Below are 23,691 nucleotides of genomic sequence, written 5' to 3'. Positions count from 1 at the left end.
CCACCGCGTCGAACGCCGTCTCCGGAGCTCCGCCGGCGCACGGCGAAACACCCCTCGGGGGAGGGGTGTTCTCACGCCGGTGTTCTCAGGCCCGGTCTCCCTACGCCGTGCGCACCTCGTAGGCCGTCACCCGTACCGACTCGTCGTCCAGGCACTGGCCGGACGTCAGGTCGAAGCGCTGCTTCAGCAGGGGGGAGGCCACGAAGGGGCGGCCCTGGTGGCTGCCGGTGAGACCCCGGGAGAGGACCGCGGCGCCGGTGAAGGGGTCGCGGTTGTCGATGGCGAACAGATCGCCGGAGCGGTCGCGGAAGATCGCGGCCTGCCGGCCGTCCGGCAGCAGTGCGGCCACCCCGCGGCCCGGGAGCAGCGTGCTCAGCTCGCAGACCGTGAACCAGTCTCCGTCCAGGGCGAGTTCGATCTTGAGGTCGGTGGTCTCGGGTGCCAGGGTCATCGCTGGGCGCTTCCTTCCAGTACGTCAGCGGCGGGTCGCATGCCGATGGACAGCAGCGGCAGGTCGGGCTTCATCTGGTCGCGCTCGGGCACGAAGGCGACGACCGGGTCCGGGGTGTCCGGGGCGTTCACGAAGGACACGAACCGGGAGAGCTTCTCGGGGTCGTTGACGGTCTCGGCCCACTCGTCGCGGTAGTGCGCGACATGCGCCCGCATCAGCTGCTCCAGCTCGTCGCAGATGCCGAGCGAGTCGTGCACGACGACGTCCCGCACGTGGTCGAGGCCGCCGGGGATCCGCTCCAGCCACGTCGAGGTGCGCTCCAGACGGTCGGCCGTGCGGATGTAGAACATCAGGAACCGGTCGATCAGCCGCACCAGTTCGGCGTCCGACAGGTCCTGCGCGAGCAGGTCCGCGTGGCGGGGCGTCGCGCCGCCGTTGCCGCCGACGTAGAGGTTCCAGCCGTTGGCGGTGGCGATCACGCCGAAGTCCTTCGACTGGGCCTCGGCGCACTCGCGCTGGCAGCCGGAGACCGCCGACTTCAGCTTGTGCGGGGAGCGCAGGCCCCGGTAGCGCAGCTCCAGGTCGATCGCCATCTTCACGGAGTCCTGGACGCCGTAGCGGCACCAGGTCTGGCCGACGCAGGACTTCACCGTGCGCAGCGACTTGCCGTAGGCGTGGCCGGACTCGAAGCCGGCGTCCACCAGCCGGGCCCAGATCAGCGGCAGCTGCTCGACGCGGGCGCCGAACATGTCGATCCGCTGACCACCGGTGATCTTCGTGTAGAGGCCGAAGTCGCGGGCGATCTCGCCGATCACGATGAGCTTCTCCGGGGCGATCTCGCCGCCGGGGATCCGCGGCACGACCGAGTAGGAGCCGTTCTTCTGCAGGTTGGCCAGGAAGTGGTCGTTGGTGTCCTGCAACGCCGCCTGCTCGCCGTCCAGGACATAGCCGCTCGCGCCGATCGTCGGGGCGAGGGAGGCGATGATCGAGCCGACGGTCGGCTTGCAGGTCTCGCAGCCGTCACCGCCCCGGGCCTCCTCGCGGCCGTAGCGGTCCAGCAGGTCCTGGTAGGTGGTGATGCGCAGCGCGAGGACGATCTCGTAGAGCTCCTCGCGGGTCTGCGAGAAGCAGCCGCACAGGCCCTTGTCGACCTCGACGCCGCTGGCCTCCAGTTCGGCGTTGACGAGCTGGCCGAGGACCTTGACGCAGGAGCCGCAGCCGGTGCCGGCCTTGGTGCACTTCTTCACCTCGGGCACGGTCGTGCACTGGTGGTCGGTGACCGCGCCGCGGATCGTTCCCTTGGAGACGTTGTGGCAGGAGCAGACGATCGCGTCGTCCGGCAGCGCGGACGGGCCGAGCTGGACGGACTCCCCGGCACCTGCGGGCAGCACCAGCGACTCGGGCGAGACCGGCGGGACCGAGCCGGTGAACGCCTTCAGCGTGCCGTACGCCTCCGCGTCACCGACCAGGATGCCGCCGAGCAGCGTGCCGTCGCGGCCGATGACCAGCTTCTTGTACAGGCCCGCGCGGGAGTCGGAGTAGACGACGTCCAGGCAGTCCTCGGCGGTGCCGTGCGCGTCACCGAAGGACGCCACGTCCACACCGAGCAGCTTCAGCTTGGTGGAGAGGTCGGCGCCGGTGAAGGACGCCTCGTCCGAGGCGATCGTGGCCGCCGCCGTCTCGGCCTGCTCGTAGCCGGGGGCGACCAGGCCGTACACCCGGCCGTCCGCCGCCAGCGCGCACTCGCCGATCGCGAAGACGTGCGGGTCGGAGACCGTACGGCACTGCTCGTCGACCGTGATGCCACCGCGCTCGCCGACCGTCAGACCGCAGTCGCGGGCCAGTTGGTCGCGGGGGCGCACACCGGCGGAGAACACCACCAGGTCGGTGGCGAGTTCGGAACCGTCGGAGAGCTTCATGCCGGTGACCGAGCCGTCCTCGCCGACCACCACCTCCTGCGTGCCCACACCCGTGTGGACGCTCAGGCCCATCTCCTCGATGGTGCGCAGCAGCGCGGCACCGCCGCCGTCGTCCACCTGGACGGGCATCAGGCGCGGCGCGAACTCCACGATGTGGGAGGTGAGCCCGAGGCCCTTGAGGGCGCCGGCCGCCTCCAGACCGAGCAGACCGCCGCCGACCACGGCACCCACCCGGGCCTTCTTCGCGTACTCCTCGATCGCGAGCAGGTCCTCGATCGTGCGGTAGACGAAACAGCCCTCTGCGTCCTTGCCCGGGACCGGCGGCACGAAGGGGAACGAGCCGGTGGCCAGGACCAGCACGTCGTAGTCGACGACGAGACCGGAGCGGGCGGTGACCTGGCGGGCCTCCCGGTCGACGCTCTCCGCCGGGTCGCCCACGTGCAGCTCGATGCCGTGGTCCCTGATGAACTCCATGTCGGTCATGGACAGGTCCTCGGGCGTCCTGCCCGAGAAGTACGAGGTGAGCTGGACGCGGTCGTACGCAGGGCGTGGCTCCTCACAGAGCACGACCACGCGGTGCGTGGCGGTCAGGCCGCGCTCGGCGAGCGCTTCGAGGAAGCGCTGGCCGACCATGCCGTGGCCGACGAGCACGATCGTGGGGGTGCCGGTGGACATCAGGAGCCTCCATCGTTGGTAAGCAGGTGGAGCAGAGGACCGCCGTCGGAGGGGAGCGGCTCTGCTCCCTCCCAGGCGCGGGCGAGCGCGCCGACGGTGCCGAGTTCGCCGACGAGGACCCCGCCGACCAGGCGGTCGTCGCGGACGACGACCTTGCGGTAGGTGCCGCGGGTGGCGTCGGTGAGCTGGACGACGTCGTCGCCCGGGAGCGCCTCGGTCTCGCCGAACGCGGCGAGGTCGAAGGGACTGTCGTGCCCCGTGAGCGTGAGCCGGGTCAGCGACCGTGTGCCGGTGTACCGGGCGGTCGTGTCACCGGCCAGCAGCGCAGCGAGCGCGTCGGCCTGTTCGAGCGCGGGAGTGGCGAGTCCGTAGAGCACGTCGGCGTGCTGGGCGCAGTCGCCGACGGCGTGGATGTACGGGTCGGAGGTGCGCAGCTCGTCGTCGACGACCACGCCCTTGCGGACGTCGAGTCCCGCGGCCTGCGCGAGACCGGCCCGGGGGCGGACACCGCAGGCGACGACCACCAGATCGGCGTCGAGCGCGTAGCCGTCGGCCATCTCCACGGAGCGGACCGCGCCGCCGACGCAGCGCACGTCCCGTACGCGGCACTCGGTGTGCACCTCGACGCCGAGGTCGGTCAGGTGCCGCTTGACGAGCTTCGACGCGGACGGGTCGAGCTGGCGCTCCATCAGCCGTTCGGACTGCTGGGCGAGCACCACCTGGGCGCCGCGCAGGGCGAGCGCCCGGGCCGCGGAGACCCCGAGGAGCCCGCCGCCGACCACGACGGCCCTCGCCCCCGGCCGGACCGCCTTCGACAGGCCCAGGCAGTCGTCCATGGTGCGGAACGCGTGGACACCCTCGGGCAGTTCGTGGTTCTCGGTGAACAGCCCGCGCAGCGGCGGCAGTACGGGGTTGGAGCCGGTCGCGAGAACGAGCCGGTCGTATGCGATCACCGTCCCGTCCGCGCAGGTGACGGTCCGCTGCTCGCGGTCGACACCGACGACCCGGCCGCGCATGATCCGCGCCGGTGCCGGGAGGGCGATCACCTCGGGGCTGTACCGTCCGGCCAGCACCTCGGCGAGCAGCACCCGGTTGTAGGGCCGGTGCTCCTCCTCGCCGATCAGCAGCGCGGGCGTGCCGAGCTCGCCGAGCCGCCGGGCGAGCCGTACGCCCGCGAGGCCGGTGCCGATCACCACCACACGCTCATTCGAGGTCATGTCCTCGACCTTGCGGTGCCGGTGTTACCCGGCAGCATCACCTCTGTTTCCCGCGGGGAACGCTGCCCTCAGCGGGGCGGGGTGGTGGGTGTGAGGGTTCCTGAAGTGCGGTGACGGCGGGCTGTGAGGTGCGTCGTACCGGCGCCGCGACGGCCTCGCATAGGGTCGCGATCATGCCCGACATATCGCTGACCATGATCGTCCTGCTGTGCGTCGCGGCCCTTGCCGCCGGCTGGATCGACGCCGTGGTCGGCGGGGGCGGCCTCCTGCTGCTGCCGGTGCTGCTGCTCGGACTGCCCGCGAACACACCCGCCGCGTACGCGCTGGGCACCAACAAGGCCGTCGCCATCGTCGGCACCACGGGCGCGGCCGTGACGTACGCCCGCAAGGCCCCCGTGGACGTCCGCACCGCCGTCCGCATCGGGCTGGCCGCCCTGGCCGGATCCTCCGCCGGGGCGTTCTTCGCGGCCGGCATGAGCACCGACGTCCTCAAGCCGGTGATCATGGTGGTGCTGCTCGGGGTCGCCGCCTTCGTGATCCTGCGGCCGGCCTTCGGCACGGCCCCCGCGACCGGCCCGGCCTCCCGCCGCCGGATCCTCGCCGCGATCGGCCTCGCCGGCCTCGGCATCGGCTTCTACGACGGTCTGATCGGCCCCGGCACCGGCACCTTCCTGGTCCTCGCGCTCACCGCCGTCCTCCACCTCGACCTCGTCACCGCCTCCGCCACCGCGAAGATCGTCAACTGCTGCACCAACGCGGGAGCGCTGGCCACCTTCGCCTGGCAGGGCGCGGTCCTGTGGCAACTGGCCGCCCTGATGGCCCTCTTCAACCTCGCGGGCGGCACCCTCGGCGCCCACACCGCCCTGAAGCAGGGCAGCGGCTTCGTCCGGATCGTGCTGCTGACGGTCGTCTTCGCCCTGGTGGCGAACCTGGCGTACGAGCAGTGGCTGGCCTAGGGCCTTCGCAGGTCCAGCAGTTCGACCATGCCCGTCCCGTCCTCGTCCCCGTGCCCCTGCGCGAGCCGCCGCTCCATCAGCTCCATGTACGGCGTCAGCAGTTCCGGGCTGACCCGCTGCTCCTCGGCCGTGCGCAGCAGGGTGGCGTTGCCCGCGACCTGCATCGCGAGGTTGGAGACGACGTTCCGGGTGTAGTCGCCGCCCTGGATCCGGTCGGCGCTCTGGTGCGCCGCCGGGGCCATCGCGGTCAGCCAGTCCACGAGCAGCGGTGCGAAGTCCTTCGGTGCGATGTCCTCCGGGCGGATCAGCGCGAAGGCGTGGGTGATGCCCGCGAACATGCCGCTCATGGCGCTCAGCAGCGCCACGTCGTGCAGCGCGGCGAACCCCGGATCGGTCCCGACGTAGCGGGTGCCGGCCGGGACGGCGAGGGTGTCGCGGTGCTCCTCGAACAGCTCGGGGGAGCCGCTGTAGAAGACGTAGCCGCCGGAGTCCGGGACGCCGATCATCGGCGGGACGGCCATGATCCCCGCGTCCAGGAAACGCGCGCCGCGCGCCTCGGCCCAGGCGGCGCGCGCACGGCCTTGGGCGGGGGTGCCGGTGGTGAGGTTCACGAGGTCCCGCCCGGCCAGATCGGCCCCGTCGAGGGCCTCGCCCACGGAGGCGTCGTCGAGCAGGCAGGCGATCACGAGGCGGTGCGCGGTCACCGCCTCCGCGGCGGTCCGAGCGACCGTGGCGCCCTCGGCGGCGAGGGGCTCGGCCCGGGCGGCGGTGCGGTTCCAGACGGTCACCTCGTGTCCGGCGGCCAGCCAGACGCGGGCGAGGGCGGTGCCCATGGCCCCGGTGCCGAGGAGGGTGAGAGGGGTAGGAGAGGAGTCAACTGCGGTGTCTGTCATGGCGTTTAGGCTCGTCGTGGGGAAGCGCCCGCTCAAGTACGTACTTGGAAGTGGGTGGTTACCCCGGGGGAAGGGTGCAGGCAGCGAAGGGGGAGGAGCGGCATGGGGACGACAGGGCGGCGGCCGGGGGCCTACGTGTGCGGGATCGACGCGGCGATGGACGTGATCGGCGGCAAGTGGAAGGTGCTGATCCTCTGGGCGCTGAACGAGCGGCCGTGCCGCTTCGGGGAGCTGCGCCGTGAACTGCCGGGCGTCACCGAGAAGGTGCTCGCCTCGCACCTGCGGGAGATGGAGTCCGACGGCCTGGTGCACCGCGAGGCGTACGACGAGGTGCCGCCCCGCGTGGAGTACTCGCTGACGGAGCGGGGCAAGTCCCTGAACGAGGCGCTGGAGCCGCTGGGGGCCTGGGGGAGGGCCAACGTCCTGGGAGCGTCACCGGCTGCCGGTCAGGTGGGCGAAGACGACGACGTTCCCCTGGTATCCGGTGCCGCGTGAGTAGCCGCCGCCGCAGGTGATGACCCGCAGCTCGGGCCGGCGGGCGGCGCCGTAGACCTTCTCGTCGGGGAAGTCCTTCGCGGCGTACACCTCGACGGCGTCCACGGTGAACACCGCGACGCCCCCGTCCCGCCGGTCCACCTCGATCGTGCTGCCCCTGGCCAGGGCGCCGAGGCCGTAGAAGACGGCGGGCCCGTCGGCGTTGTCGACGTGGCCGGCGACGATCGCGGTGCCCCGCTCGCCGGGAGTGGTGCCGGCCTCGTACCAGCCGGCGAGGTTCTCGTCCGCGGCGGGCGGTACGTCGAGACTGCCGGTCCTCGTCAGGCCGAGGCCGGTCAGCGGGGCGTTCACCCGGATCGCCGGGATGCGGATGCGGTCGGGCGGCGAGGGCGGCAGCGCGGGCGCGGCGGGCCGCTCACCGGCCCGGCCGTCCAGCCCGGCCCGGGCCTGCGCGGCGGACGGCTGCGGCGGGGCGTGCGTCCCGGCGCCGTCGCGCAGCAGCCACGCCCCCGAGCACAGGGCGAACACCGTCACGGCGGCCATGGCGGCGTCGGCCGGGGTGCCGAACCTGATGCCGTGCGGGAACCTGCGCATACCCGACCCCCTTTCTGATCTCCCCCGATGGTCCGGGAGCCCCACCCCGTACCCCCCTCCGGGCCGCGAGGGGCGTCGGACCCGGAGGGGGAGGGGACATGCGGTACCGGCGACGGACAGCGGAGGGTGTCCGTCAGATCCCGTCGCCTCTCGCCCGGCGATGCAGGAGCCAGGTACCGCCCGCGGCGGCGACGGCGAGAGCCGCCACACCGGCCGCGGTCTGCACGGGGTCGGGGCCCAAGGCGCCACCGACCCCCGTCTTCACGCTCCCCCGGGGATGCACCTGAGCGTGCACGGACGTCAGCGTGACCACCAGGTCCCCGGTGATCCGCCGGCCGCTGCCGGAACAGGTCGCGGTGATCTCGTACGTGCCCGGCTGCGCACTGGGCGGCACCCTGAACCGCCCGGTCGCGTCCTGCCCGTGTGCGTCCGGCGCCAGGCTGAGGGAACCGGCCCCGACCGCGCCGGCGTCGCCCGTCGCCGGGCCGCCGTCGCCGCAGGCCGCCGTGCGCACCGTGACCTGACCGCCGGGCACGACCGAGGCCGGGGAGACCTCCAGGTCATCGGCGGACGCGCCGTGCGCGGGGGCCGCGGCGAGAGCCGCGGCGGCGACGGCGAACGCGGTGGCGGTCAGCGGCCGGGCGGTACGTCGCATCGGTGCTCCCTCGAGCGGTTCGGTCGTGCGCCTGCCCTTCCGAGGTAACGGGCAGCGGCACGGCCGCGCTTGCTGAGGGGGCGTCAGAATTGGGGTGAATGGGTGTCAGGGGCTGTGCAGCCGGCCCGCGCTCGCGGTCGTTTCGGCAGGTCACGGGGGTTCGGCGGAGGGGGTTGCGGAAAAGCGCGGGGAGCGCGTGTGAACGGGTGACCGGGAGGTGCGCGCCGGCGCTTGACCTCAACAATGGTTGAGGTACGAGGCTGTGCCGCATGAACACCACCGCTACCGACTCAACCGCCCGGCAGACCACGACCGACCCGCTCCGACTGACCCTCGTCGTGGGCAGCAACCGGCACGGCCGCTTCGGCCCCGTCGTCGCCGACTGGCTCCTCGGCCGCATCCGGGACCGGGACGACCTGGCCGCCGAGGTCGTGGACGTCGCCGAGGCCACGTTGCCGATGTCCCTCGAACCGACCCCGGAGGCGACCGCCGCGCTGTCCGGCATCACCCCGAAACTGGCCCGCGCCGACGCCTTCGTGATCCTCACCCCCGAGTACAACCACTCCTTCCCCGCGGGCCTGAAGAACCTCGTCGACTGGCACTTCACCGAATGGCAGGCCAAGCCCGTCGCGCTCGTCTCCTACGGCGGAATGTCCGGCGGCCTGCGTGCCGCCGAGCACCTCCGTCAGGTCTTCGCCGAGCTCCACGCCGTGACCGTCCGCGACACCGTCTCCTTCCACAACGCCGGCGCCTCCTTCGACGACCGGGGCGTCCTGCGCGACCCGTCCGGCCCGAACGCGGCGGCGAAGACCATGCTGGACCAACTGGTGTGGTGGGGGCATGCGCTGCGAGAGGCCAGGCAGAGGCGGCCGTACGGCGGCTGAGCCCGCTTTCAGGCACGCCGGCCGCCCGCTCGCGCCTCCCTCACACCCGAATGCGCGCACCTCCACACCCGCGCGCTCCCGGACGCGCGGGCACCCTCACACCCGCGTCCGCCAGTCCCCGCTCGCGATGGTCCGCCCCCGGGCGCGCAGCCGCGCGGCGACGGCGGGCGCGGCCACGTACACCCAGGCCCGGACGGCCACTCCGTCGGCCTCCCGTACGGCCTTCCGCTCGACGCGCACGTACAGACTGCGCGGATCGCCCGGCACGTACTCCTCCAGCCGGTCCAGCTCGGCGAGCAGCCCCTCGTACGCCTCCGGCAGGGCGGTGACCAGCTCGCCGCCGACCGGGCCGCCGCCCGGTTCCTCGACCGCGTACGGATAGCCCGGCCCCTGGTACAGCACCGCGTCCGCGAGCCGGGCCGGTTCCTCGGAGCGGGTGCGGCCGCGCAGCAGGAGGTCGTGATTGACCTCCCCCGGACGGAGGGTGCCGTAGACGAAGAAAGGCAGGGTCACAGGAACGATTCTGCACCCTCACACACCTGCACAGCGGGGCTATGGACATGCCATGTCCACGCCGCCTTAACTCGCGGTCAACATCAACGCCGCCCCCCGGTCGACCCCACGCGACCGGGTGCGCCCGTATGAGGAGACCGATGAGTCGGATACGTCATGTCCGCGGTTCCCGTCTCGCCCTCGCCGGTGTGGCCGTCACCGGCACCACCGCCCTGCTGGCCGCCGCCCTCTCCCCGGCCGCCGGCGCGGCGGACCGGCCGGCCGGGGCGAGCGCGATCGAGCACGCCGAGGCGGTGCTCGCGGACCGGGCCGGGGCCCTGGGCCTCACGTCCGCCCAGGAGACGAAGGTCCGGGACGTCGTCGTCGACGAGGACGGCACCCGGCACGTCCGCTACGACCGCACCTACCACCGACTCCCCGTCCTCGGCGGCGACTTCGTACTCCACCTGAACCCGGACGGCACCTACCGCGGCGCGAGCCGCGCGACGAGGTCCGCGCTCTCCCTGGCGAGCGTCACCCCGAAGGTGACCGCCCCGAAGGCCGCCGACCTCGCGGCGAACCTGCTGCGCGCCGCGCACCTCGGCGAGACCCTGAAGAAGCTCACCGCCAAGCCGCGGCTGGTCGTCGACGCCCTGCACGGCGCCCCGAAACTGGCCTGGCGGACCGACGCGGTGGCCCACGACGAACTCGGCAACCCGGTCGGGCGCACGGTGCTGACCGACGCGGCGACCGGGGCCCGGATCGACGCCTGGGACTCCATGGAGTCGGCGTCGGGCGACGGCAAGTCCCTCTACGGCGGCACCGTCCCGCTGGAGACGACGGCGTCCGGCTCGTCGTACCTGCTGAAGGACGCGACGCGCGGCGGCACGTACACCGGCGACGCCGAGAACAAGACGGACAAGTGCCTGCTGACCGTCTGCCTGACCCGCGCCCCCGCGACGCTCTTCACGGACGCCGACAACCAGTGGGGGACGGGCACGACCGCCGACCGCTCCACGGTGGCGGTGGACGCCCAGTACGGCACGGACGTCACCTGGGACTACTACAAGAAGGTCCACGGACGCAGCGGCATCGCCGGCGACGGCAAGGGCTCCTTCAACCGCGTCCACTACGGCAAGGACTACAACAACGCCTTCTGGGACGACACCTGCTTCTGCATGACCTACGGCGACGGCGACGGCAAGCTCATGGGGCCGCTCGTGTCGCTGGACGTCGCCGGGCACGAGATGTCCCACGGCGTGACGTCGAAGACGGCGGCGCTGACGTACTCGGGTGAGTCCGGCGGCCTGAACGAGGCCACGTCGGACATCTTCGGCACGCTGGTGGAGTTCCACGCCGCCAACGCCGAGGACCGGGGCGACTGGCTCATCGGCGAGAAGGTCGTCCGCTCCGGCCTCGGCCGCCAGGCCCTGCGCTTCATGGACAAGCCGTCCCGGGACGGGAAGTCGGCGGACTGCTGGAGCGAGGAGCTCGCCGACCTCGACGTGCACTACTCCTCCGGCGTCGGCAACCACTTCGCCTACCTGCTCGCGGAGGGCAGCGGCAAGAAGTCCCTCAACGGCGTCGGCTACGACTCCCCGACCTGCGACGGCTCCACGGTGAGCGGCATCGGCCGGACCGCCCTGGGCAAGATCTGGTACCGCGCGCTGACGGTCTACATGACGTCCTCGACGGACTACGCGGACGCGCGCACCGCGACCCTGAGCGCGGCGAAGGACCTCTACGGCGGCGACAGCACGGAGCGGAAGGCGGTCGCGGCGGCCTGGAAGGCGGTCGCGGTGAGCTGACCCCTACCTCTCGACGGCCTCCAGCCGCACCGCGCACGCCTTGAACTCCGGCATCCGGGACGTCGGGTCGAGCGCGGGGTTGGTGAGGGTGTTGGCGCGACCCTCGCCCGGCCAGTGGAAGGGCATGAAGACGGTGTCGGGCCGGATGGCGTTCGTGATCCTCGCGGGCGCCACGGCCCGGCCCCGCCGCGACACGACGGCGACCGGATCTCCCTCGGCCGCCCCCAGCCGCGCCGCCAGCCTCGGGTGCAGCTCCACGAACGGCCCGGGCGCGGCGGCGTTCAGCTCCGCCACGCGCCGGGTCTGCGCCCCGGACTGGTACTGCGCCACGACCCGCCCGGTGGTGAGCAGCACGGGGTACTCGTCGTCCGGTTCCTCGGCGATCGGCCGGTGCGAGACGGGCACGAACCGCGCCCGGCCGTCCGGCGTCGCGAAGCGGTCGAGGAAGAGGCGGGGCGTGCCGGGGTGCGCGGCAGGTGTCTCCCGGGCGGGGTCGTCGCCTGCGTCCACCGCCTCCACGGCGGCCGGACACGGCCAGAACACCCCGTCCTCCTCCACCAGCCTCCGGTACGTGATCCCCGAGTAGTCGGCCGCCCCGCCCGCCGATGCCCGGCGCAGCTCCTCGAAGACCTCCTCGGGGTCCGTCGGGAAACCCTTCTCCACGCCCAGGCGGGCGGCCAGTTCGTGGAGGACCTCCAGGTCGCTGCGGACCCCGTCGGGCGGGGTGATCGCCCGCTGCCGCAGCAGGACCCTGCCCTCCAGGTTGGTCGTCGTGCCCGTCTCCTCGGCCCACTGCGTGACCGGCAGGACCACGTCCGCGAGGGCCGCCGTCTCCGACAGCACCACGTCGCAGACCGCCAGGAAGTCCAGCGACCTGATGCGCTCCTCGATGTGCGCGGCCCGCGGCGCCGACACCACCGGGTTGGACGCCATCAGCAGCAGCGCCCGGATGTCGCCGCCCAGCGCGTCCAGCAACTCGTACGCGCTGCGCCCCGGCCCGGGGAGGCTGTCCGGGTCGACACCCCACACCTCGGCGACATGCGCCCGCGCGGCCGGGTCGTCGAGCTTGCGGTAGCCCGGCAACTGGTCGGCCTTCTGCCCGTGTTCGCGCCCGCCCTGGCCGTTGCCCTGCCCGGTCAGGCAGCCGTACCCGGACAGCGGGCGGCCCGCCCGGCCGGTCGCCAGGCACAGGTTGATCCACGCGCCCACCGTGTCCGTGCCCTTGGACTGCTGCTCGGGCCCCCGGGCGGTGAGCACCATCGCCGACTCCGGCTCGCAGAACATCCGTACCGTCTGCCGGAGTTGGGGAACGGACACCCCCGTGATCCGCTCCACGTACTCCGGCCAGTGCGCCATCGCCGCCGCCCGCGCGTCCTCCCAGCCGGCCGTGCGCTCCCGCACGTACTCCTCGTCCACCCGCCCCTCGGCGATCACCAGGTGCAGCAGACCCAGGGCGAGGGCCAGATCCGTGCCCGGCCGCGGCGCCAGGTGCAGGTCCGCCTGCTCGGCGGTCTTGGTGCGGCGCGGGTCGATCACGATGAGCGTGCCGCCGTTCTCCTTCAGCTCGGTGAAGAACCGCAGCGACGGCGGCATGGTCTCCGCGAGGTTCGACCCGACGAGGATCACGCAGCCCGACTTCGGGATGTCCTCCAGCGGGAAGGGCAGCCCCCGGTCGAGACCGAACGCCTTGATGCCGGCGGCCGCCGCCGACGACATGCAGAAACGCCCGTTGTAGTCGATCTGGGACGTCCCGAGCACGACCCGCGCGAACTTGCCGAGCGTGTACGCCTTCTCGTTCGTCAGCCCGCCCCCGCCGAACACCCCGACCGCGTCCGGCCCGTGCTCCGCGCGCGTGCGTCCCAGTCCCGCCGCGATCCGGTGCAGCGCCTGGTCCCAGGAGGCGGGCACCAGCGCGCCGCCTTCGTCGCGGACCAACGGGGAGGTCAGCCGGACGTTCCGCGCGAGCACCGCGGGAGCCGTACGGCCCTTGCCGCACAGCGCGCCCCGGTTCACCGGGAAATCCGCACGCTCGCTCACCTCGACGGTCCCGTCCGGCGCGGGCGTCAGGTTCATCCCGCACTGCAGGGCGCAGTACGGGCAGTGCGTGGGCGTCGCGGTGTTCTGCATGCCGTTCAGCGTGCGTCGGCCGTGTTACGCCCGGGACGGTTCCCTGTTACGCGGCCGGGACGGCAACCTCCCCGCCACCGCCCCGCCCGCGTGAGGCGGGAGCCCGCTGCCCGGCGAGGCACAGGCCCGCCCTCCTTCAGGTCGTCGCCGACCGGCACAGACGTTGCCCGTGGGGCGAAAAACGCCACATGTGGCTCATTGCGTTCCTTTCTTGGCCGGTCCGACCTCGTTGAGAGTTGAAGCAGCCGCACTACGCTCTCGCTACGCGCAGCGCTCGCACGACTCCGCACGGCGTTCGACACCCGGGCATGCCCGCCGCTCACGGCTGCATCCACCCGCGGCACCGCCGCGGGTGGCAATCCGACCTCGAAACAGCCAGGAGGCCACCCGACCATGCCTCTGCGCCACTTGACCCCCCACGACCAGCGGCTCTTCGTGCAGTACGGCCGCGGCCCCACCGTCCCCGTCCCCGACCCGCTCCTGCACCACGCCGTCGCCCGGCACGCCACGGCCCGCCCGCACACCGTGGCCGCCGAGCACCAGGGCGCCCGCATCACCTACGGCGAACTCGACCGGTACGCCGGCGCCCTCGCCGCCCGGCTGGTCCGCGAGGGCGTCCGCCCCGGCGACCACGTCGGCCTGTTCGTCCGCCGCTCGATCCCGATGCTGGTCGGCCTGCTCGGCATCCTGAAGGCCGGCGCCGCCTACGTCCCGCAGGACATCGGCCTCGCGCCCCCGGCCCAGCTCACCCACGTCATCCGCACCGCCCGCACCCGGGTCGTCCTCACGGTCGCCGAGCACGCCCCCCGCGTGCCGCTGCCGGACGGCCATCTGCTGCTCCCGCTCGACGAGCCGCTGCCGTACGCCCCCGCCCCGCGCGTCCGTGTCACCGGCGACGACGGCTGCTACGTGCTGTTCACCTCCGGCACCACCGGCCGCCCCAACGGGGTGAAGGTCACCCACCGCAACGTCGCCAACCTCCTGCTCACCGCCCCGGGCGGGCTCGGCGTCCGGCCCGGTGACCGCGTCGCCCAGCTCCTCAACATCGCCTTCGACATGGCCGCCTGGGAGATCCTCGGCTGCCTCGCCCAGGGCGGCACGCTCGTCATCCGCGGCAGGGACCTCGCCGCGGCGGCCCGCACGGCGGACGTGCTCGTCGCGACCCCGACCGTGCTGTCCGGCCTCGACCCGGCCGCCTGCCCGAAGGTGCGCACCGTCGCCGTCGCGGGGGAGCCCTGCCCCCGCCCGCTGGCCGACCGGTGGGCCCGGCAGGCCGTCTTCTTCAACGGCTGCGGCCCGACGGAGACGACGATCGTCAACACCATGAGCCGCCACGACCCGTCCGCCCCCCTGCTCACCATCGGCCGCCCCACCCCCAACAACACGGTCTACGTCCTCGACGCCGACCGCCGCCCCCTGCCGATCGGCGAGGTGGGCGAGATGTGGGCCGGCGGCGACTGCGTCTCCGCCGGCTACCTCGGCGACGACGCCCTCAACGCCGAGCGCTACGCCCCCGATCCGTTCCTAGGCGGCGGCCGCCGCATGTTCCGCACCCGCGACCTCGGCCGCTGGACCGGCGAGGGCGAGCTGGAGCATCTCGGCCGTACCGACGACCAGGTCAAGGTGCGCGGCTTCCGCGTCGAGCTGGACTCCGTCTCCTCGGTCCTGGAGTCGGCCGCCGGCTGCACCCGGGCCGTCACCCTGAAACGCGACGCCCGCACCCTGGTCTCCTTCGTCTGCCCGGCGGACGTCGACCCGGACGCGGCCCGCCGCGCGGTCGCGGACGCCCTGCCGTACTACTGCGTTCCCGAGCAGGTGCTGCCGCTCGCCTTCCTCCCCGAGACCGACCGCGGCAAGATCGACAAACAGGCACTGCTGCACATGATCGAGGAGCGCGTGGCGGTGGCACGATGACCACGTCCCCGCCCCGGACCCACCCGGCCACCGGCGCACTCCCGCCGCTCCTCCCCGCTCCCCGCCGCCTGCTCAAGCACCCCCGCCTGATGCACTACAACCGCCTGGCGGCCCTGGTCCTGCTCGTCAACGGGGCCTTCGCGGCGACCGCTCGGCCGCTCGACGCGCCCACCCTCGGGCACGCGGCCCTCGCCAACCTCGCCCTCGCCGTCGTCGTACGCCAGCAGTACGTCATCAACCTGCTGTTCCGGCTGGCGACTTCGGCGCCGACGAGCTGGCCGCTGCGGGTCCGCTGGACGCTGGGCAAGGTGTACCACTTCGGCGGACTGCACGTCGGCGGGGCGCTGGCGGGCACGGCATGGTTCCTGGCGCTGACGGTCACGACGCCGAACGGCCCGCTCATGGCAGTCGGCTGGACGCTGATCGCCCTCCTCGGGCTCGTCATCGCCACGGCCCTGCCGCCCTTCCGCTCCCGCCACCACGACCACTTCGAGAAGATCCACCGCTTCGGCGGCTGGACGGCCCTCGGCCTGTTCTGGACGCACACACTGCTGTCGTCGCCGGGTCCCTGGGAGGTCGGCGTGCTCGCCGTGATCACCTTCAGCGTGGTCCTGCCCTGGCTGCGGCTGCGCAAGGTGGACGTCCACCTCGAACGCCCCTCCTCCCACGTGGTGCTGGCCCGCTTCGACCACGGCGAGACCCCCTTCGCCGGTTCCTCCACCGCGATCAGCCGCAGCCCGCTGAGGGAATGGCACTCCTTCGCCAACGTCCCCACCCCCGGCGAGTCCGGCTTCCGGCTCACGGTCTCCCGGGCCGGCGACTGGACCGGCTCCTTCATCGACGACCTGCCCGAGCGGGTGTGGGTCAAGGGCATCACCACGGCCGGCGTCGCCAACATCGAGGTCCTCTTCACAAAGGTGGTCTACGTCGCCACCGGCAGCGGCATCGGCCCCTGCCTGCCCCATCTGCTCGCCGCCCAGGTGCCCTCCCGGCTGGTCTGGGCGACCCGCGACCCGCGCGCGACCTACGGCGACGCCCTGGTCGACGAGATCCTCGCCGTCCAGCCGGACGCCCTGATCTGGGACACCTCCCGGCACGGCAAACCCGACATGGTGCGCCTCGCCCACGAGGCCCACCGGGACTTCGGCGCCGAAGCGGTCATCTGCATCTCCAACAAGAAGCTGACCTGGCAGGTGGTCCACGGCCTGGAACGGCGGGGCATCCCGGCGTACGGCGCGATCTGGGACTCGTAGAAGGGGATGTCGATGAACAACCTGAAGCTGGAGCGCAACGGCCGGGTGGTGACCGTACGTCTGCACCGCCCGCACGTACGCAACGCGCTCAGCTCGGAGCTGCTGTCCGAACTCCTCGACGCCGCACGCCCGTTGGACGCGGATCCCGAGGTCGGCTGTTTCGTCGTCACCGGCTCGGACACCGTCTTCGCGGCGGGCGCCGACATCAAGGAGATGGCCGGAAAGTCGGCCGTCGACATGGCTGCCGAGGACTACTTCGCCGCCTGGGAGGAGTTCGCGGACCTCCGCACCCCGAAGATCGCCGCCGTCAAGGGCCATGCGCTGGGCGGTGGTTGCGAGCTGGCGATGATGTGCGATCTGGTCGTCGCGGGGGAGTCGGCCGTCTTCGGGCAGCCCGAGATCAAACTGGGCGTGATCCCCGGCATCGGCGGCACCCAGCGGCTGACCCGGCTCGTCGGCCGGGCGAAGGCGATGGACCTGGTCCTCACCGGCCGCACCATGGACGCGCGGGAGGCTGGACGCTGCGGTCTCGTCTCCCGCGTGGTCCCGGACGAGCGGGTCCTGCCCGAGGCCCTCGAAGCGGCGGCGGCGATCGCCTCCTACGGCGGCGCGGCGGTCAGGGCGGCCCGCGAGTGTGTCGACCGGGCCCTCGAAACCGGCCTGCGCGACGGTGTCCGCTTCGAACGCCGCGTCTTCCACGCCCTGTTCGCCACCGACGACCAGAAGGAGGGGATGACGGCGTTCCTGGAGAAGCGCCCCCCGCGCTTCCACGGACGCTGACGCCGGACCGGTCAACCGAGAGGGTCTTCGGCCGTCGCCAAGGCCCTCTCCACCCCCGGCTCCCGGGGACCGAGGAACCGGGGATCCGGCCGGAACACCGCGTCCAGAGCGGCCTTGCCGGCGGCGAGGACCTCCCGGGCGCCCCCGTAGTACCAGGTCGCGTCGTGCACGGCGTCCACCCCGACCCCGTAGGAGGTGACCCCCGCCGCCTGGCACAGCGCCACCGCACGCCGGATGTGGAAGCCCTGGCTGATCAGCACGGCCTCGGCCACCCCGAAGATCTTCTTCGCGCGCACGCAGGAGTCCCAGGTGTCGAACCCGGCGTAGTCGCTGACGATCCGCCCGTCGGGCACCCCGTGCCGCGTCAGATACACGCGCATCGCGTCCGGTTCGTCGTAGTCCTCACGGCTGTTGTCGCCGGTGACGAGCACCACCTCGACCCGCCCCTCCCGGTACAGCCTCGCCGCCGCGTCCAGCCGGTGCGCGAGATACGGCGAGGGCTCCCCGTCCCACAGCCCGGCGCCGAACACCACGGCCACGTCGGTGCGCGGCACATCCGCCGCCGTACGCAGCCGGTCACCCGCCACGGTGTACATCCACGTCGCCGGAAGCAGCGCGAGCACGCACCCGGCCATCACGGCCTGCACCAGCCTCCGCTGCCCCCGCCGGGTACGCGGCAGCCGCGGTCCGCGGAACGTCACACGACGCATCGGACGGTCCCTCCCCAGGTCGGCCTCTCGACAGTCAGGGACGTCCTCCCGGGCCGGCCGGTTCATCCGCATCCGCGTGACCAGCTTCACTCGATTCACCGAAACCGCAGGTCACGCCACCTCACACGCCCCTGTCTCACATCGTGAAGCGCTGGAAAACACCCGTGACGCCCAGGCAACGGGAAGGCAACGTGGCGCCGCGACCATCGGTACATGCCCCGTCAGCTCAGCCTCGTCCCGCCGCCCGCCCCGCGCCGCCCGGCCCCGCCCGCCCTCGTGGTCGTGGCCCACGGCAGCCGCGACCCCCGCGCGCTGAGCACCGTGAGCGCGCTCCTCGACCGCGTCCGGGCCCTGCGCCCCGACGTGCCGGTGCACCTGGGCCACATCGAACTCAACGCCCCCCTGCTCCCCGACACCCTCGCCGCCCTCGGTGACCGGGAGGCGGTCCTCGTCCCCCTCCTCCTCAGCCGCGGCTACCACGTCAAGCAGGACATCCCCGAGATGGCCGCGGCCTCCCCGGCCCGCACCCACCTCGCAGCACCCCTGGGTCCTCACCCCCTGCTGGTCGACGCGCTCCAGGCCCGTCTGACGGAGGCCGGCTGGGGTACGACACCCCGCCGCACCAGCGCGGTGGTCCTCGCCGCGGCGGGCTCCCGCGACCCGCACGCGAAGACGGACACCGCCCGCACGGCCCATCTCCTGGCGGCCCGCCTCGGCGTCCCCGTCATCCCGGCCTACGCCTCGGCGGCGACCCCCACCGTCCCCACGGCCGTCCGCACCCTCCTCGCCCGGGGCCGCCACCACATAGCCCTGGCGTCCTACTTCACGGCCCCCGGCCGCTTCGCCACGGAGTGCGCCCAGAAGGCCCCCTGGATAGCGGCGGCCCCCCTGGGCACGCACCCGGCGATGGCCGAGCTCGTCCTCCACCGCTACGAGGAAGCACTGGCGACGGCCGCCGAACCGGTACTCGCCTCGGCCTGACACCGGCGACGGGGACACGCCCTCAAGGGGGCGGGGCTGTATCGATATGCGGCTCCGCCGCGTGGGCGCGACCGGCCCGAAAGAACCCGCACCCGCCCGGGAAAAGAGCCCGGCACTCGCAGACGCGCTTACTGTCGTCACATGGACGGCACCGCACGAACCCCCACCGCCTACGACCCGACGTCAGTCGACCGCTGGGCCCCGGAACCCGACAAACGCCCCGGCCGCACGGCCTTCCAGCGCGACCGGGCCAGGGTCCTGCACAGCGCCGCCCTGAGAAGACTCGCCGGCAAGACCCAAGTGGTGACGCCCGGCACCCTGGGCCCCGCCTGGGACGCCAGCCCCCGCACCCGCCTCACCCACTCCCTCGAATGCGCCCAGGTCGGCCGTGAGCTGGGCGCGGCCCTCGGCTGCGACCCGGACCTCGTGGAAGCCGCCTGCCTCTCGCACGACCTGGGCCACCCGCCCTTCGGCCACAACGGCGAACAGGCCCTCAACGAGTTCGCGGCCGACTGCGGCGGCTTCGAGGGCAACGCCCAGTCCCTCAGACTCCTCACCCGCATCGAGCCCAAACGGTTCACCCCGGAGGGCTCCGTCGGCCTCAACCTCACCCGCGCCACCCTCGACGCCGCCACCAAGTACCCCTGGCCCCGCGGCGCCCACCCCACCGACCCGGCCTCCCGCAAGTTCGGCGTCTACGAGGACGACCGCCCGGTCTTCGACTGGCTCCGCAAGGACGCCCCCGGCACCCGCACCTGCTTCGAGGCGCAGGTCATGGACTGGTCCGACGACGTGGCCTACTCGGTGCACGACGTGGAGGACGGCCTGCACGCCGGCCACATCGACCCGAACTGCCTGCACGCCGACCCCGAACGCCGGGACGTCTTCCAGGTCGCCCGTGGCCGGTACGTCCCGGCCGACACCGACCCCGCGGAACTCGCCGAGGCCCTGGACCGGCTCCTCGCCCAGGAATGGTGGCCGCACGGCTACGACGGCACCGCCGTCGCCCAGGCCCGCCTCAAGGACGCCACCAGCCAGCTCATCGGCCGCTTCTGCCTCGCCGCCGAGACCGCGACCCGCACCGCGTACGGCGCCGGACGGCTCACCCGGTACGCCGCCGAACTGGTCGTCCCGCGCGAGACCCGCATGGAGTGCGCCGTCCTCAAGGCCGTCGCCGACCTCTACGTCATGCAGCGCGCCGAGCAGGAGCGGCTGCGCGCCGACCAGCGGATCATCGTCGCCGAACTGGCCGAGGCGCTCACCGCCCGCGCCCCGGACGGCCTGGACCCGCAGTTCCGCTCCCTGTTCGGCCGGGCGGCGGACGACAGGGCGCGCAAGCGGGTGATCGTCGACCAGATCGCCTCCCTCACCGACCCCTCCGCCCGTTCGCTTCACGCCCGTCTGACGGGGCGGGGACGAGACTGACGCGACGGGCGGGACGCGAGCACCCCCGAATGTGACCCTCCGTGGCCTGATCGGGTCACTCCCTCTTCCCGCATCACGCTCCGTGCGGGACGCTCGCAAGTGGCGACACCCGCTGTGTTTTCTGGGGAGACACCCCCAGACCCCCGTAGGAGGCATCACGTGGTCGACGCGGATCAGACATTCGTCATCGTCGGAGGCGGACTGGCCGGCGCCAAGGCGGCCGAGACGCTCCGCGCGGAGGGCTTCACCGGCCGCGTGATACTGATCTGCGACGAACGCGACCACCCCTACGAGCGCCCGCCCCTGTCCAAGGGCTACCTCCTCGGCAAGGAGGAACGCGACAGCGTCTTCGTGCACGAGCCCGCCTGGTACGCGGCCCACGACATCGAGCTGCACCTCGGCCAGACCGTCGACGCGATCGACCGGACGGCGAAGACGGTCCGCTTCGGCGAGGACGGCACCGTCGTCCGCTACGACAAGCTGCTCCTGGCGACCGGTGCCGAGCCCCGCCGACTCGACGTCCCGGGCACGGACCTGGCGGGCGTGCACCACCTGCGCCGCCTCGCCCACGCCGAGCGCCTCAAGCAGGTCCTGACCAACCTCGGCCGGGACAACGGCCACCTCGTCATCGCCGGCGCCGGCTGGATCGGCCTGGAGGTGGCGGCGGCGGCCCGTGAGTACGGAGCGGAGGTCACGGTCGTCGAACACGGGCCGACCCCGCTGCACGGCGTGCTGGGTCCGGAGCTCGGCCAGCTCTTCGCCGAGCTGCACCGTGAGCACGGCGTGCGTTTCCACTTCGGCAGGCGGCTGACGGAGATCGTCGGCCAGGACGGCATGGTCCTCGCGGCCCGCACCGACGACGGCGAGGAACACCCGGCGCACGACGTGCTGGCCGCGATCGGCGCGGCCCCGCGGGTCGCTCTCGCGGAGGCGGCCGGGCTGGAGATCGCCGACCGGGCGCGGGGCGGTGGCGTCGTGGTCGACGAGCGGCTGCGCACCTCCGACCCCGACATCTACGCGGCCGGCGACGTGGCCTCCTTCCACCACGCCCTCTTCGGGACCGGTCTGCGGGTGGAGCACTGGGCCAACGCGCTGAACGGCGGCCCGGCCGCCGCCCGCGCCATGCTGGACCGGGACGTGACGTACGACCGGGTGCCCTACTTCTTCTCCGACCAGTACGACCTGGGCATGGAGTACTCCGGCTGGGCGCCCGCGGGCAGCTACGACCAGGTGGTGATCCGCGGGGACGCCGGCAAGCGCGAGTTCATCGCGTTCTGGGTGAAGGACGGCCGGGTGCTGGCCGGGATGAACGTGAACGTGTGGGACGTCACAGACAAGATCCAGCGCCTGATCCGTTCGAAAGCCCGGGTCGACACCGAGGCGCTCGCCGACCCGCACGTGCCGCTGGACGGCCTCGCCTCATAGCTGTCGGGAGTGCCGGTGCGCCCCCGCGCTGCAATTCCCGGGGGCGACCCCGGACCCCCGGCCGCAGAGCCGTCTCGCCCCAGGAGTGTCAGTTCGGCCCCGTAGACTCACCTCGTGGCAGGACGGATCAACGACGAGGACGTGAAGGCGGTACGGGACGCGGTCCCGATCGACGCCGTGGTGTCCGAGTATCTCCAGCTGCGCAACGCGGGCGGCGGAAACCTCAAGGGTCTGTGCCCGTTCCACGACGAGAAGTCCCCGTCCTTCCAGGTCAGCCCGAGCAAGGGGTTCTTCCACTGCTTCGGCTGCCAGGAGGGCGGCGACACCATCACCTTCGTGATGAAGATCGACCACCTCTCCTTCTCGGAGGCGGTCGAGCGCCTGGCCGGCCAGGCGGGCATCACCCTGCGCTACGAGGAGGGCGGCTACAACTCCTCCCACCAGCGCGGCGAGCGGATCCGCCTGGTCGAGGCCCACAAGATCGCCGCCGACTGGTACATGGAACAGCTCGCGACCAGCCCGGAGGCCGACACCGGCCGCCAGTTCCTCGCCGAGCGCGGCTTCGACCAGGCCGCCGCCCAGCACTTCTCCGTCGGCTACAGCCCCCAGGGCTGGGACCACCTCACCCGCTACCTGCGCGGCAAGGGCTTCACCGACAAGGAGCTGATCCTCTCCGGCCTCTCCCAGGAGGGCCGCCGCGGCCCCATCGACCGCTTCCGGGGCCGCCTGATGTGGCCCATCCGCGACATCGGCGGCGACGTCGTCGGCTTCGGCGCCCGCAAGCTCTACGAGGCGGACAACGGCCCCAAGTACCTCAACACGCCCGACACGGCGATCTACAAGAAGTCCCAGGTCCTCTACGGCATCGACCTGGCGAAGAAGGACATCGCCAAGGCGTCCCGCGCGGTCGTCGTCGAGGGCTACACGGACGTCATGGCCTGCCACCTCGCCGGCGTCACGACCGCCATCGCCACCTGCGGCACCGCCTTCGGCGGCGACCACATCAAGATCCTCCGCCGGCTGCTGATGGACAACGGCTCGGCCCGGGTCATCTTCACCTTCGACGGCGACGCCGCCGGCCAGAAGGCGGCCCTGCGCGCCTTCGAGGACGACCAGAAGTTCGCCGCCGAGACGTACATCGCCATCGCCCCGGACGGCATGGACCCCTGCGACCTGCGCCTCGCCAAGGGCGACGAGGCCGTCGCCGACCTCGTCGAACCCCGCACCCCGCTCTTCGAGTTCGCCCTGCGCCAGATCGTCAGCCGCTACGATCTCGACACCCCGGCGGGCCGCGCGGCCGCGCTGGACGAGGCCGCCCCGGTCGTCGCCCGCATCAAGAACAGCGGCGCCCAGCACGAGGTCGCCGTCCAGCTCGCCGGCATGCTCGGCATCCTCGACACCCAGTTCGTGGTCAAGCGCGTCGCCCAGCTGGCCCGCTGGGCCCGCGACCGCGGCGGCAAGGGCCCGGCCCCGGAGCGGCACCAGCAGGGGCAGCAGTACGCCGGCCCGCCCCAGCCGGCCACCTCGCGGGGCCCGGCCCTGAACCTGCGCAACCCGGTCTTCGCCACCGAGCGGGAACTGCTCAAACTCGCCCTCCAGCGCCCCGAGTTGGTCTCCCCGGCCTTCGACGCCTACGGCGTGGACGAGTTCACCGCTCCGCCCTACGCCGCCGTCCGCCAGGCCATCCAGGACGCGGGTGGCGCCGAACCGGGCGTCGCGGACCCCCAGGGCTACCTGGTCCGGGTCCGTGAGGCCGCCCCGGACGACGCGGTCCGCGCGATGGTGACGGAGCTGGCGGTCGAGGCGATCATGCTGCACAAGGGCGTGAAGGGAGTCGACGAGGTGTACGCGGGCGCCCAGTTGGTGACCGTCCGCCGCCGGGCCGTCGAGCGCCGTATCCGCGACATCACGGGCCGGCTCACCCGCCTCGGCGCCCAGGGCGACCCGGCCCAGCTGGCCGCCGTGCAGAACGAACTGTGGGTCCTCCAGCAGTACGACCAGACCCTCCGGGAGCACGGCGCCGCCGCGCTCTGACTC

At 72.8% G+C, this 23,691-nt stretch carries 20 protein-coding genes; 11 read left to right on the top strand and 9 right to left on the bottom strand.

Going from position 1 to position 23,691, the window contains the following annotated elements; translation table 11 throughout:
- Window positions 1-100: 100 nt before the first annotated feature.
- The 3 genes from nirD to ACFY9E_RS09245 are packed head-to-tail and all read right to left on the bottom strand — an operon-like array spanning window position 101 to window position 4,262.
- The gene (nirD, locus tag ACFY9E_RS09255; RefSeq protein WP_390980952.1) at window positions 101-451 is read right to left on the bottom strand and encodes a nitrite reductase small subunit NirD; all 351 of its coding nucleotides are present in this window, start codon (window positions 449-451) and stop codon (window positions 101-103) included.
- Entirely contained in the window at window positions 448-3,045 is a 2,598-nt protein-coding gene (gene nirB / locus ACFY9E_RS09250) for a nitrite reductase large subunit NirB (protein ID WP_390980950.1), read from the bottom strand. Before nirB ends, nirD begins: the two co-directional genes overlap by 4 nt.
- The gene (locus ACFY9E_RS09245; protein ID WP_390980948.1) at window positions 3,045-4,262 is read right to left on the bottom strand and encodes an FAD-dependent oxidoreductase; all 1,218 of its coding nucleotides are present in this window, start codon (window positions 4,260-4,262) and stop codon (window positions 3,045-3,047) included. Before ACFY9E_RS09245 ends, nirB begins: the two co-directional genes overlap by 1 nt.
- Before the next feature lie 173 nt (window positions 4,263-4,435).
- Here ACFY9E_RS09245 and ACFY9E_RS09240 point away from each other — a divergent pair, with 173 nt between their 5' ends.
- The gene (locus ACFY9E_RS09240; protein WP_390980946.1) at window positions 4,436-5,218 is read left to right on the top strand and encodes a TSUP family transporter; all 783 of its coding nucleotides are present in this window, start codon (window positions 4,436-4,438) and stop codon (window positions 5,216-5,218) included.
- Here the strand turns inward: ACFY9E_RS09240 and ACFY9E_RS09235 are convergent.
- Window positions 5,215-6,111, bottom strand: coding sequence for an NAD(P)-binding domain-containing protein (locus ACFY9E_RS09235; RefSeq protein WP_390980944.1), 897 nt, complete (start codon window positions 6,109-6,111; stop codon window positions 5,215-5,217). The two genes, ACFY9E_RS09240 and ACFY9E_RS09235, sit on opposite strands and share 4 nt — an antisense overlap.
- Window positions 6,112-6,213: 102 nt before the next feature.
- Between ACFY9E_RS09235 and ACFY9E_RS09230 the strand changes: the two genes are divergently transcribed.
- Complete coding sequence (locus ACFY9E_RS09230; protein ID WP_390980942.1) at window positions 6,214-6,606, top strand: winged helix-turn-helix transcriptional regulator; 393 nt, start codon at window positions 6,214-6,216, stop codon at window positions 6,604-6,606.
- Here ACFY9E_RS09230 and ACFY9E_RS09225 read toward each other — a convergent pair.
- Together ACFY9E_RS09225 and ACFY9E_RS09220 are read right to left on the bottom strand one after the other, a co-directional pair.
- Window positions 6,544-7,200, bottom strand: coding sequence for a class F sortase (locus ACFY9E_RS09225; protein ID WP_390980940.1), 657 nt, complete (start codon window positions 7,198-7,200; stop codon window positions 6,544-6,546). The two genes, ACFY9E_RS09230 and ACFY9E_RS09225, sit on opposite strands and share 63 nt — an antisense overlap.
- A gap of 133 nt (window positions 7,201-7,333) precedes the next feature.
- A complete protein-coding gene (locus ACFY9E_RS09220) occupies window positions 7,334-7,855 on the bottom strand; it encodes a hypothetical protein (protein ID WP_390980938.1) in 522 nt (173 codons plus the stop codon).
- A 269-nt stretch (window positions 7,856-8,124) separates the two neighbouring features.
- Here ACFY9E_RS09220 and ACFY9E_RS09215 point away from each other — a divergent pair, with 269 nt between their 5' ends.
- Window positions 8,125-8,739, top strand: coding sequence for an NAD(P)H-dependent oxidoreductase (locus tag ACFY9E_RS09215; protein ID WP_390980936.1), 615 nt, complete (start codon window positions 8,125-8,127; stop codon window positions 8,737-8,739).
- Window positions 8,740-8,835: 96 nt separating this feature from the next.
- Here ACFY9E_RS09215 and ACFY9E_RS09210 read toward each other — a convergent pair whose 3' ends face one another.
- On the bottom strand, window positions 8,836-9,252 hold the full coding sequence (locus tag ACFY9E_RS09210; protein WP_390980934.1) for a gamma-glutamylcyclotransferase: 417 nt from the start codon (window positions 9,250-9,252) through the stop codon (window positions 8,836-8,838).
- Between the two features lie 140 nt (window positions 9,253-9,392).
- On the opposite strand from ACFY9E_RS09210, the gene ACFY9E_RS09205 reads away from it, so the two are divergent.
- Window positions 9,393-11,039, top strand: a complete 1,647-nt coding sequence (locus ACFY9E_RS09205) for a M4 family metallopeptidase (protein WP_390980932.1) — start codon at window positions 9,393-9,395, stop codon at window positions 11,037-11,039.
- A gap of 3 nt (window positions 11,040-11,042) precedes the next feature.
- On the opposite strand, the gene ACFY9E_RS09200 is transcribed toward ACFY9E_RS09205, so the two are convergent.
- A complete protein-coding gene (locus ACFY9E_RS09200) occupies window positions 11,043-13,166 on the bottom strand; it encodes a molybdopterin-dependent oxidoreductase (protein WP_390980930.1) in 2,124 nt (707 codons plus the stop codon).
- 393 nt (window positions 13,167-13,559) lie between these two features.
- On the opposite strand from ACFY9E_RS09200, the gene ACFY9E_RS09195 reads away from it, so the two are divergent.
- The 3 genes from ACFY9E_RS09195 to ACFY9E_RS09185 are packed head-to-tail and all read left to right on the top strand — an operon-like array spanning window position 13,560 to window position 17,113.
- The gene (locus ACFY9E_RS09195) at window positions 13,560-15,080 is read left to right on the top strand and encodes an amino acid adenylation domain-containing protein (protein WP_390980928.1); all 1,521 of its coding nucleotides are present in this window, start codon (window positions 13,560-13,562) and stop codon (window positions 15,078-15,080) included.
- Entirely contained in the window at window positions 15,077-16,333 is a 1,257-nt protein-coding gene (locus tag ACFY9E_RS09190; RefSeq protein ID WP_390980926.1) for a hypothetical protein, read from the top strand. Before ACFY9E_RS09195 ends, ACFY9E_RS09190 begins: the two co-directional genes overlap by 4 nt.
- Before the next feature lie 12 nt (window positions 16,334-16,345).
- The gene (locus tag ACFY9E_RS09185; RefSeq protein ID WP_390980924.1) at window positions 16,346-17,113 is read left to right on the top strand and encodes an enoyl-CoA hydratase-related protein; all 768 of its coding nucleotides are present in this window, start codon (window positions 16,346-16,348) and stop codon (window positions 17,111-17,113) included.
- An 11-nt stretch (window positions 17,114-17,124) separates the two neighbouring features.
- On the opposite strand, the gene ACFY9E_RS09180 is transcribed toward ACFY9E_RS09185, so the two are convergent.
- Complete coding sequence (locus ACFY9E_RS09180; RefSeq protein ID WP_390980922.1) at window positions 17,125-17,823, bottom strand: ElyC/SanA/YdcF family protein; 699 nt, start codon at window positions 17,821-17,823, stop codon at window positions 17,125-17,127.
- A gap of 213 nt (window positions 17,824-18,036) precedes the next feature.
- On the opposite strand from ACFY9E_RS09180, the gene ACFY9E_RS09175 reads away from it, so the two are divergent.
- From ACFY9E_RS09175 to dnaG, 4 genes are all read left to right on the top strand, one after another.
- A complete protein-coding gene (locus ACFY9E_RS09175) occupies window positions 18,037-18,804 on the top strand; it encodes a CbiX/SirB N-terminal domain-containing protein (RefSeq protein WP_390980920.1) in 768 nt (255 codons plus the stop codon).
- A gap of 141 nt (window positions 18,805-18,945) precedes the next feature.
- On the top strand, window positions 18,946-20,229 hold the full coding sequence (locus tag ACFY9E_RS09170; protein ID WP_390980918.1) for a deoxyguanosinetriphosphate triphosphohydrolase: 1,284 nt from the start codon (window positions 18,946-18,948) through the stop codon (window positions 20,227-20,229).
- Window positions 20,230-20,388: 159 nt separating this feature from the next.
- Complete coding sequence (locus ACFY9E_RS09165; protein WP_390980916.1) at window positions 20,389-21,654, top strand: FAD-dependent oxidoreductase; 1,266 nt, start codon at window positions 20,389-20,391, stop codon at window positions 21,652-21,654.
- Between the two features lie 114 nt (window positions 21,655-21,768).
- Window positions 21,769-23,688, top strand: coding sequence for a DNA primase (gene dnaG / locus ACFY9E_RS09160; protein ID WP_390980914.1), 1,920 nt, complete (start codon window positions 21,769-21,771; stop codon window positions 23,686-23,688).
- Window positions 23,689-23,691: the final 3 nt, after the last annotated feature.

It is taken from the genome of Streptomyces sp. NPDC012466, from assembly GCF_042955215.1.
Lineage (GTDB): Bacteria > Actinomycetota > Actinomycetes > Streptomycetales > Streptomycetaceae > Streptomyces.
Note: the sequence above shows the minus strand (reverse complement) of the source record. Positions and strands in the feature narration are given on the sequence as shown.

What these genes read in the sequence shown, in the direction of transcription:
- nirB (WP_390980950.1), bottom strand. Translation starts at nt 3,045, where the DNA reads ATGTCCACCGGCACCCCCACGATCGTGCTCGTCGGCCACGGCATGGTC.
- ACFY9E_RS09240 (WP_390980946.1), top strand. Translation starts at nt 4,436, where the DNA reads ATGCCCGACATATCGCTGACCATGATCGTCCTGCTGTGCGTCGCGGCC.
- ACFY9E_RS09225 (WP_390980940.1), bottom strand. Translation starts at nt 7,200, where the DNA reads ATGCGCAGGTTCCCGCACGGCATCAGGTTCGGCACCCCGGCCGACGCC.
- ACFY9E_RS09185 (WP_390980924.1), top strand. Translation starts at nt 16,346, where the DNA reads ATGAACAACCTGAAGCTGGAGCGCAACGGCCGGGTGGTGACCGTACGT.
- ACFY9E_RS09245 (WP_390980948.1), bottom strand. Translation starts at nt 4,262, where the DNA reads ATGACCTCGAATGAGCGTGTGGTGGTGATCGGCACCGGCCTCGCGGGC.
- ACFY9E_RS09180 (WP_390980922.1), bottom strand. Translation starts at nt 17,823, where the DNA reads ATGCGTCGTGTGACGTTCCGCGGACCGCGGCTGCCGCGTACCCGGCGG.
- ACFY9E_RS09220 (WP_390980938.1), bottom strand. Translation starts at nt 7,855, where the DNA reads ATGCGACGTACCGCCCGGCCGCTGACCGCCACCGCGTTCGCCGTCGCC.
- ACFY9E_RS09205 (WP_390980932.1), top strand. Translation starts at nt 9,393, where the DNA reads ATGAGTCGGATACGTCATGTCCGCGGTTCCCGTCTCGCCCTCGCCGGT.
- ACFY9E_RS09190 (WP_390980926.1), top strand. Translation starts at nt 15,077, where the DNA reads ATGACCACGTCCCCGCCCCGGACCCACCCGGCCACCGGCGCACTCCCG.
- ACFY9E_RS09235 (WP_390980944.1), bottom strand. Translation starts at nt 6,111, where the DNA reads ATGACAGACACCGCAGTTGACTCCTCTCCTACCCCTCTCACCCTCCTC.
- ACFY9E_RS09175 (WP_390980920.1), top strand. Translation starts at nt 18,037, where the DNA reads ATGCCCCGTCAGCTCAGCCTCGTCCCGCCGCCCGCCCCGCGCCGCCCG.
- ACFY9E_RS09195 (WP_390980928.1), top strand. Translation starts at nt 13,560, where the DNA reads ATGCCTCTGCGCCACTTGACCCCCCACGACCAGCGGCTCTTCGTGCAG.
- ACFY9E_RS09215 (WP_390980936.1), top strand. Translation starts at nt 8,125, where the DNA reads ATGAACACCACCGCTACCGACTCAACCGCCCGGCAGACCACGACCGAC.
- ACFY9E_RS09230 (WP_390980942.1), top strand. Translation starts at nt 6,214, where the DNA reads ATGGGGACGACAGGGCGGCGGCCGGGGGCCTACGTGTGCGGGATCGAC.
- nirD (WP_390980952.1), bottom strand. Translation starts at nt 451, where the DNA reads ATGACCCTGGCACCCGAGACCACCGACCTCAAGATCGAACTCGCCCTG.
- ACFY9E_RS09200 (WP_390980930.1), bottom strand. Translation starts at nt 13,166, where the DNA reads ATGCAGAACACCGCGACGCCCACGCACTGCCCGTACTGCGCCCTGCAG.
- ACFY9E_RS09170 (WP_390980918.1), top strand. Translation starts at nt 18,946, where the DNA reads ATGGACGGCACCGCACGAACCCCCACCGCCTACGACCCGACGTCAGTC.